Source organism: Castellaniella sp. (assembly GCF_041675725.1).
GTDB lineage: Bacteria > Pseudomonadota > Gammaproteobacteria > Burkholderiales > Burkholderiaceae_B > Castellaniella.
Genome location: NZ_JBAYTI010000033.1, coordinates 22,472 through 30,256, shown reverse-complemented (window position 1 = coordinate 30,256; position 7,785 = coordinate 22,472). Strand labels below are relative to the sequence as shown.

The 7,785-nt window shown below is 58.5% G+C and carries 6 protein-coding genes and 1 pseudogene; 5 read left to right on the top strand and 2 right to left on the bottom strand.

Annotated elements, in window-relative coordinates; genetic code table 11:
* Positions 1 to 430, top strand: a pseudogene (locus WCZ84_RS08405) (hypothetical protein); the annotation flags it as partial.
* A gap of 59 nt (positions 431 to 489) precedes the next feature.
* Here the strand turns inward: WCZ84_RS08405 and WCZ84_RS08400 are convergent.
* On the bottom strand, positions 490 to 1,866 hold the full coding sequence (locus WCZ84_RS08400; protein ID WP_372685820.1) for an acetyl/propionyl/methylcrotonyl-CoA carboxylase subunit alpha: 1,377 nt from the start codon (positions 1,864 to 1,866) through the stop codon (positions 490 to 492).
* A gap of 114 nt (positions 1,867 to 1,980) precedes the next feature.
* Between WCZ84_RS08400 and WCZ84_RS08395 the strand changes: the two genes are divergently transcribed.
* The 3 genes from WCZ84_RS08395 to WCZ84_RS08385 all read left to right on the top strand — a co-directional run bounded on the left by WCZ84_RS08395 (position 1,981) and on the right by WCZ84_RS08385 (position 4,744).
* Positions 1,981 to 2,202 carry a biotin/lipoyl-binding carrier protein gene (locus WCZ84_RS08395; protein WP_372685819.1) on the top strand — a complete coding sequence of 74 codons (222 nt, stop codon included), beginning with the start codon at positions 1,981 to 1,983 and terminating at the stop codon, positions 2,200 to 2,202.
* Between the two features lie 132 nt (positions 2,203 to 2,334).
* Positions 2,335 to 3,297 (top strand): alcohol dehydrogenase catalytic domain-containing protein, encoded by a 963-nt coding sequence (locus tag WCZ84_RS08390; protein WP_372685818.1) that lies wholly within the window; start codon positions 2,335 to 2,337, stop codon positions 3,295 to 3,297.
* 13 nt (positions 3,298 to 3,310) lie between these two features.
* On the top strand, positions 3,311 to 4,744 hold the full coding sequence (locus tag WCZ84_RS08385; RefSeq protein ID WP_372685817.1) for an aldehyde dehydrogenase family protein: 1,434 nt from the start codon (positions 3,311 to 3,313) through the stop codon (positions 4,742 to 4,744).
* Between the two features lie 110 nt (positions 4,745 to 4,854).
* On the opposite strand, the gene WCZ84_RS08380 is transcribed toward WCZ84_RS08385, so the two are convergent.
* Positions 4,855 to 6,069, bottom strand: a complete 1,215-nt coding sequence (locus tag WCZ84_RS08380; protein WP_372685816.1) for an ABC transporter substrate-binding protein — start codon at positions 6,067 to 6,069, stop codon at positions 4,855 to 4,857.
* A gap of 152 nt (positions 6,070 to 6,221) precedes the next feature.
* Between WCZ84_RS08380 and WCZ84_RS08375 the strand changes: the two genes are divergently transcribed.
* Entirely contained in the window at positions 6,222 to 7,763 is a 1,542-nt protein-coding gene (locus tag WCZ84_RS08375) for an acyl-CoA carboxylase subunit beta (protein WP_372685815.1), read from the top strand.
* Positions 7,764 to 7,785 lie beyond the last annotated feature (22 nt).

The window sequence follows — 7,785 nt, the reverse complement described above, 5'->3', positions numbered from 1 at the left end:
TTCCATGCCGTTTCTCGCAGCTGCCGCCCTGCTCGATGGGCAGGTCTCCTGGGACACCTATGGCCAGCGCCTGGGGGATCCACAGGCCGATGCGCTGATGCAAAAGGTGGCGGTGGTGCAGACGCCCGAAATCGAGGCCTTGTTCCCCGAGCGTTTTGGCGCGCGCGTACGGATCCGCCTGGCCGACGGGCAGGTGCTCGAGCGCCAGGTCGACAGCCCCAGCGGCGAGCCGGACAACTTCCCTTCCGTGCAGGCATTGGAGGGAAAGTTCTTTGGGTTGGTCGACAGCTACTACCCGCCAGAGGCGCTCAGGCGTTTGGTGGATCGTGTCCGGCAGCTCGAGTTGCAGTCGGAGGTGGATAGCTTGTTCATCGCACCCGCTGCCGAAGCGGGCCAAGCAGGCGCCATCGGGAATCAGACCGGCTTATAGGCAGTGACGTCGATCTCGACCTTCGCGTCTGCCATCAGGCGGGGCTCCACCGTTGTCGACTATCCACATGTTACGCCAGCCAAGCGCTCCAGTGCTTCTCCCAGAAAGCGGGTATGTACTCGGCCCGCAATAACTTCTGGGCTTTGAAGTATGTCGCGCAACAGCCCCAGATTGGTGTGCACCCCTTCGATGGAGATTTTCGACAAGGCTTCCAGCATGGATAGACGCGCAGCTTCACGGCTGGATCCGTGTGTGATGATCTTGGCGATCATGGGATCGTAAAATGGTGAAATAGTGCTGCCCCGCTCCACGCCAGTGTCTATCCGGAGCCCAGGGCCTTCGGGCGGAAAATTCAGCGCCCGGAGGGTACCCGCACTGGGACGGAAATCGCTCTGCGGATCTTCAGCATACAGTCTGCACTCAATGGCATGTCCGTTGCATGATGGCGCTGCAGGCAACTCTTCGGTCAGGTCTTCGCCCAGAGCCAAGCGTATCTGCAGGGCCACCAGATCCATGTCGCACACCATTTCCGTGATAGCGTGCTCGACTTGGATGCGCGTGTTCATTTCAAGAAAATAGAAGGCATCCTGTGTGTCGTCATACAGAAACTCCACCGTCCCGGCGCCAGAGTAATTCTGCTCGTGGACCAGACGCAACGCGGCCGCACAGACGCGTTCACCGACATGTGCCGGCAATTGCTCACCCAGGCTTTCTTCAATCACCTTCTGATAGCGTCTCTGGATTGAACACTCTCGCGCATGCAGGTGGATCCCTTTTCCGTGGCCCAAACCGAAGACCTGGACTTCAACGTGGCGAGCCCGTGTTAGGCATTTCTCGAAATAGACGGCGGGATTGCCATACAGACGCAAGGCGTGGTGCTGAACCTGACTGGTTTGCACAAGCAGGTCGGATTCGTCAGTGACCTGCTGCATGCCCATGCCGCCGCCGCCTGCCACTGCCTTGATCAGCAGCGGAAAGCCGATTCCACGGCCGGTGCGCAGAATGTCGTCAGGCGCACTGTCAGGAGTGATGAGACAGGAACCTTCTAGTACAGGCACCCCGGCTGTACGAGCGATGTCCCTGGCCCGTTTCTTGTCACCCATGGCATCGATGCTTTCCGGATCTGGCCCGATCCAGCACAGTCCCGCCTGTCTGACTTGCCGTGCAAAATCGCCAGATTCAGCCAGGAATCCGTAGCCTGGGTGGATGGCGTCGGCTCGTGTCGCCTGTGCGGCTTCCAGAATGGTATCGATGCTGGCATAGCTTTTGCGTGCCGGGTTTGCCGGCAGGGCATAGGCGACGTCTGCCATGCGTACATGAGGCGAGCCGGCATCGGCCGGCGAGTAAACGGCGATCGCCTGATGTCCCAATGTCCGACAACTACGCAGGATTCGGCAGGCAATTTCACCACGGTTGGCAATCAATATTCGGGCCACAACCTCTCCTTGTATGGATCAGATATCCATTGAAAATCATGAGTAATAATATTATACTGACGGGTATAAAATCAACTGTTGTAATTCATTCATGATTGCTGAAAGGGGAGGTCCATGACCACAATCGATGTACGTGCCGAAATGAATGGCATCGTGGCCAGGGTGCTGGTGGAGAAGGGCCGGAAGGTCAACGAGGGGGATGAGCTGATGATCCTGGAGTCCATGAAAATGGAGATCCCGCTGATTGCGCCGTGCGATGGGGTGCTGCTCGAGTGTCCTGTTTCGGAAGATGACGCTGTGGACGAGGGCCAACTGCTCGCGGTCATCGGCTGCTGAGCCGAGGCCTGCATATCCAAAGGAAAAGCAATGAATGACAAGTTAGTACAAAATAGTTACAAGATCGTGCGGTTTGGCCAACCACTCGAAAAGATCACGGAAACCCCTGCTGATCCGGTAGGTACCGAAGTTTTGCTCGAGGTGCGCGCCTGCGGAGTCTGTCACAGCGACGTGCACCTCCATGATGGCTATTTCGATCTCGGTGGTGGCAAGCGTCTGGATATGACGCAGGGTATACCCCTGCCGCGCACATTGGGCCATGAAATCGTGGCCAAGGTGGTGCGGGTCGGCCCGGACTGTGCCGATGTGAAGCCAGGCAGCTCGTGGCTGATTTATCCATGGATTGGCTGTGGCCAGTGCAGTGTCTGTCGGGTGGGTGATGAGCACCTCTGCGTCCGTCCACGGGCGCTCGGTATTGGTGCAGATGGTGGTTTCAGCAACTATGTGCGTGTCCCGCATCCTCGGTATCTGGTCGATTATGGCTCGCTGCCCGAACATCTGGCTTGCACATACGCGTGCTCAGGGTTGACGGCGTTCAGCGCGCTGAAAAAGGCAGCGCCTGTTTCGCAGGCGGACCCTTTGATGATTATTGGCGCAGGGGGGGTTGGCCAGTCAGCGATCCGGCTGGCGGGCGTCCTGTATGATCTGGCGCCCACGGTGGTTGAGCGCGATGCCGACAAGCGCCAAGCTGCTCTGGCTCTGGGCGCAGAGATGGTGCTGGATCCTGGCGACCGGGATGCAGCCAAGGCGCACCTCAAGGAGAATGGGGGCTACGCTACGGTCATTGATTTCGTCGGTTCGGAAAGCAGCGTCAACTACGGCTTGGGCATGCTGCGCAAGGGAGGCAAACTGATCGTGGTCGGGTTGTTTGGCGGCAAGATAGAACTGGCCCTGCCATTACTGCCCCTGCGACCAATCAGCATTCTGGGGTCATATGTAGGGTCCTTGCCCGAACTGCACGAGCTCCTGGCCATGGCCCGCGAGAAATCCCTGCCGGCAATCGACATTCAGACCCATCCCCTGAGTGCTGTGTCCGGCTTATTATCCGATCTGAAGGACGGTCAGATCCGCGGTCGCGCGGTGGTCCTGCCCTGAAGGAGCAAACAGCATGCAAGAAAGAGCGTTCATTTATATAGATGGGCAGTGGGTGGCGTCAGCCGGCAGAGAATCCATCCCCGTCATCAATCCATATACTGAAGTTGTGGTCGGGCATGTCCCTCGAGGCCATGCTGCCGACGCTGACAGGGCCGCGCAGGCAGCGGCGCGCGCGTTTCCCGTGTGGGCAGCCACGCCACCGCAAGAGCGCGCAGCGGTACTTGAGCGTGTTCGTGATGGTCTGAAGGCCCGGGCTGACGAATTGGGTGTTCTCATCACTCAGGAACTCGGCATGCCATTGAAATTGACCCAGCGCATTCAGGTGGGATCTCCCATCGCCATTTTTGGGCTTTATGCCAGGATGCTGGCACAGTTTTCCTTCGAGACCAATGTGGCACACTCGTTGATCATCAAGGAGCCTGTCGGGGTGGTCGCGTGCGTCACACCCTGGAACTACCCCCTGCATCAGATTGCGGCTAAGGTGGCCGCAGCGTTGGCGGCTGGTTGTACAGTCGTGCTAAAACCGTCCGAACTGACGCCACTCAATGCATTTGTGCTGGCGGATGTGATGCATGAAGCGGGTGTACCTGCCGGGGTGTTCAATCTTGTTTCGGGTCCTGGTGCGGAAGTGGCCGAGCCCTTGGCCAGACATCCGGACGTGGATATGCTCTCTTTTACGGGCTCCACCCGGGTTGGCAGGCATCTGGGGGCGCTCGCCTCGGGCCACCTGAAGCGCCTCAGCCTCGAACTGGGCGGCAAGTCCGCGTCACTGGTGCTTGCTGACGCTGACTTGGAGCAGGCGATTCGCGGTACGCTGAACCAGTGCTTCCTCAACAGCGGTCAGACCTGCAGTGCCCTGACCCGTTTGCTGGTACCACGCTCATCAAAGGCGCGTGCGGCAGAACTGGCCGTATCCATGGCAAGCCGCTATGTGCCAGGCGACCCCATGGATGAACGCACGCGCATCGGCCCCCTGGTGTCGGATGTGCAGCGTCGGCGTGTGCTCGACTATGTTGCTCGTGGTCTGGAGCAAGGTGCGCGATTGCTGTGCGGCGGGCCACAACCCTCTCTGGCCATGCCTCATGGGTATTTCGTGCTTCCCACCATTCTGGGCGACGTTCAGCCGCATCATGTTGTCGCGCAGGAAGAGATTTTTGGCCCGGTGCTCAGCATCCTTGGCTATGACGATGAAGAGCACGCCATTCGAGTCGCCAATGACTCGCCTTATGGTCTGTCGGGTGCGATCTGGTCTGCCGATACGGAACACGCCGTGCGAGTGGCCCGCAGGATTCGTACTGGGCAACTGGACATTAATGGGGCGGCGTTCAATATTTTGGCACCTTTTGGCGGGTTCAAGCAATCGGGGATAGGTCGTGAACTAGGTCAGTATGGGCTGGACGAGTTTCTGGAGCTCAAATCGCTGCAATTGCCAACCGTGTCTGCTTGAACCTCAACCACACTTTTCTGGGGTATTCACTCAGCAGGGTGAGTATGTCATGATGGAAATGGAAAGGCCGGGGATGAAACCCGGCCTTTCTCTATGACGTTGCTCGAGGCTCAGTCTTTCTTCACGAATTCACAGGCATTTTCTTCGAGTGAGGCAAAGGCCTGGTCCCCGGGGATGGTGGCGACTTTCTTGTAGTAGTCCCAGGGGTATTTGGACTCTTCGGGCTTCTTCACTTCCCACAGGGTCAGGTCGTGAATCAGGCGACCGTCCTCACGGATAGTGCCGGTATTGCCGAAAAAGTTCATGGGTGTGTCTTTCATGGAACGCACGACCGTGCGGGCGTCGTCGCTTTCTGTCTTTTCAATGCTTTTCAGGTAGTGCAGGATCGTGGCGTACGTCGTAGCCTGCTGGCGTGTGGGCATTTTCCCGAAGCGGTCCAGGAATCGTTTCGAAAATTCGCGCGACTCATCGTTCATGTCCCAGTAGAAACTTTCAGTCAGTTGCAGGCCGTTGGCGTTTTCCAGGCCCATCGCATGAATTTCCGAGATGAACAGGATCAAGCCTACCAGTTTCTGGCCCTGCGCGGTCAGACCGAATTCGACCGCCTGCTTGATGGCCTGGGTGGTGTCGTTTCCGGCGTTGGCCAGACCGATGGCCTTGGCGCCGGACGCCTGGGCCTGCAGTATATAGGACGAGAAATCGTTGGTGTTCTGTGGGTGCTTCACTGAGCCCAGCACCTTCCCGCCCTTGTCATTGATGACTTTGGTGCTGGCGGCTTCCATAGCATGGCCAAAAGTGTAATCGGCAGTCAGGAAAAACCAGGTATCAGCACCGCTGTCCACCACTGCGCGTGTGGTGCCGATCGACAAGGCCGTGGTGTCGTCGGATGTCTGGATACTGAACGGTGAGCAATCCTTGCCGGACAGTGAGGCGGTGGCGGCGCCTGAGATCAGAAAGACTTTTTCCTTTTCTCGGGCAATGTTCTGTACGGCGATGGCCACCGAAGAGGTGGGTACGTCAGCGATGGCGTCGACCTTGTCGAGATCGAACCATTGGCGCACGATCTGGCTGCCCACATCGGGTCGGTTCTGATGATCGGCCGACAGGATCTCGATCTTCGCGCCCGCGACGGTGCCACCAAAGTCTTCCGCAGCCATTTCTGCCGCCAATATGGAGCCGGGGCCCGCCAGGTCGATATAAGGGCCTGACAGGTCATTGAGGATGCCGATCTTCACCACGCCATCTGAAATGGCCGTGTGTCCGACGAGGGGGGCTACGCCCAATGCAGCAGCCAGGGAGAACGTCAATAGGGTCTTTTTGAACATTTGCTGTCTCCAGAAGAGGTGTTACTCAGGGTTCTTGATTTATACTATCCAGTGGTATTAATATACTTGTGAGTATAAAACAGGTCAATAGGTTTCTGAGGTTTTGTCGGGCTGGGCCGACATGTCACTTGCAGGCACGATGAGGAAGAGGAATGAAGCTTAAGGATGGGCTGGTCAAACTCCAGGAAAGGCGTCACAAGGCCATGGAAATGGGAGGCGAACGCCGGCTGCAGAGGCAGAAAGGCCTTGGCAAGCTGAATGTTCGCGAGCGGGTGGGGCTACTCATGGATGCGCGCTCATTTCAGGAATACGGCCAACTGTGTTCGCATGTCAGCATGCATGCCCAACAGACTGAGGAAGTCACGCCGGCCGATGGGGTCGTGGCAGGGTTCGGTAAGGTCGATGGGCGCTTTGTGGGTGTTGTGGCTGAAGACTTCACGGTTATGGGGGGGTCGCACGGGGTCATCAATGCCCGAAAAAAGCTCCATATGGTACAGATGGCACGGCGTGAGCGAGTGCCTCTGGTCTGGATGGTCGACGGCGCAGGCGCGCGCGGGCAGGAGCTGATGAATGACGGTTTGCCCGATGCCACCCATTTTCTCGAGATCGCTCGGCTTTCGGGTGTCGCGCCGCAGGTGTCGCTGGTGCTTGGTCCCTGTGCTGGGGATTCTGCACTCGTCGGAGCGGCGACGGAGTTCGTGGTCATGCATGGTGAGACGGCCATGATGGCAGCGGGCGGGCCGCCTGTGGTTAAAGCTGCTACAGGCATCGATGTCACTAAAGATGAATTGGGGGGGGCCCAGATCCACGCGCGGATTTCCGGCATCGTGGATCGCGTTGCGCGTAGCGACGACGAAGCCATCGCGCTGGCGCGTCGGTTTCTGGGCTACCTGCCGACCAATGCCTGGCAGTATCCACCGCGTGTCGCCCCGATCCCGGCCGAAGACATCGATATGAATGCGATTTTGCCAGACATGCCCAAGCGGGCCTTCGATGCCAAGAAGGTCATACGCGGTATCGTGGATCGCGACAGCTTCTTCGAACTCAAGCCCGATTGGGCACGTATGCTGGTCACGGGGCTGGCACGCATGGATGGCCATAGTGTGGGTATCATCGCCAACCAGTCCATGGTGTATGCAGGCGCCCTGACAGCCGAGGCCGCCAGAAAGGCTCGCCACTTTATTGATCTGTGCTCGGCCTACCATGTCCCGCTGGTCCTTTTGCAGGATATTCCGGGGGTCATGACGGGGCCGGAGGCCGAAAAGGAAGGTACGCTGCGAGAGGGGCTGGCAGTGGTTTACGCGCTTGCCTGGGCGCAGGTGCCCAAAGTCACAGTGGTCATGCGCAGAGCGTTCGGATTTGGGGCGTGTGCCATGGGTGGTTGGGGTGGTGAGCAAAGTCTAGTCGTAGCTTGGCCCACCGCCGACTTCGCGTCGTTGCCAGTGTCCGGCGGTGTGGCCGCGGCATTCAAGAGCGAGATCGATGCCGCTGAGGATCCAGTGGCCAAGTTGCAGGAGATCGAAGCCCGTTACAAAGGGGGGACAGATCCGTTCAATGCGGCAGCTCGCTTTACCGTGCATGACGTGATTGCACCCGATGAGACCAGGGCCCGCATCCTGCACGCCCTTGATCTGGCGCGCAGCCGGCGCAGCCAGAATCCCGAACCCACCATGCGTCATGGCGTGATGCCTTGACGCCTATGTCACTTTCATCAGG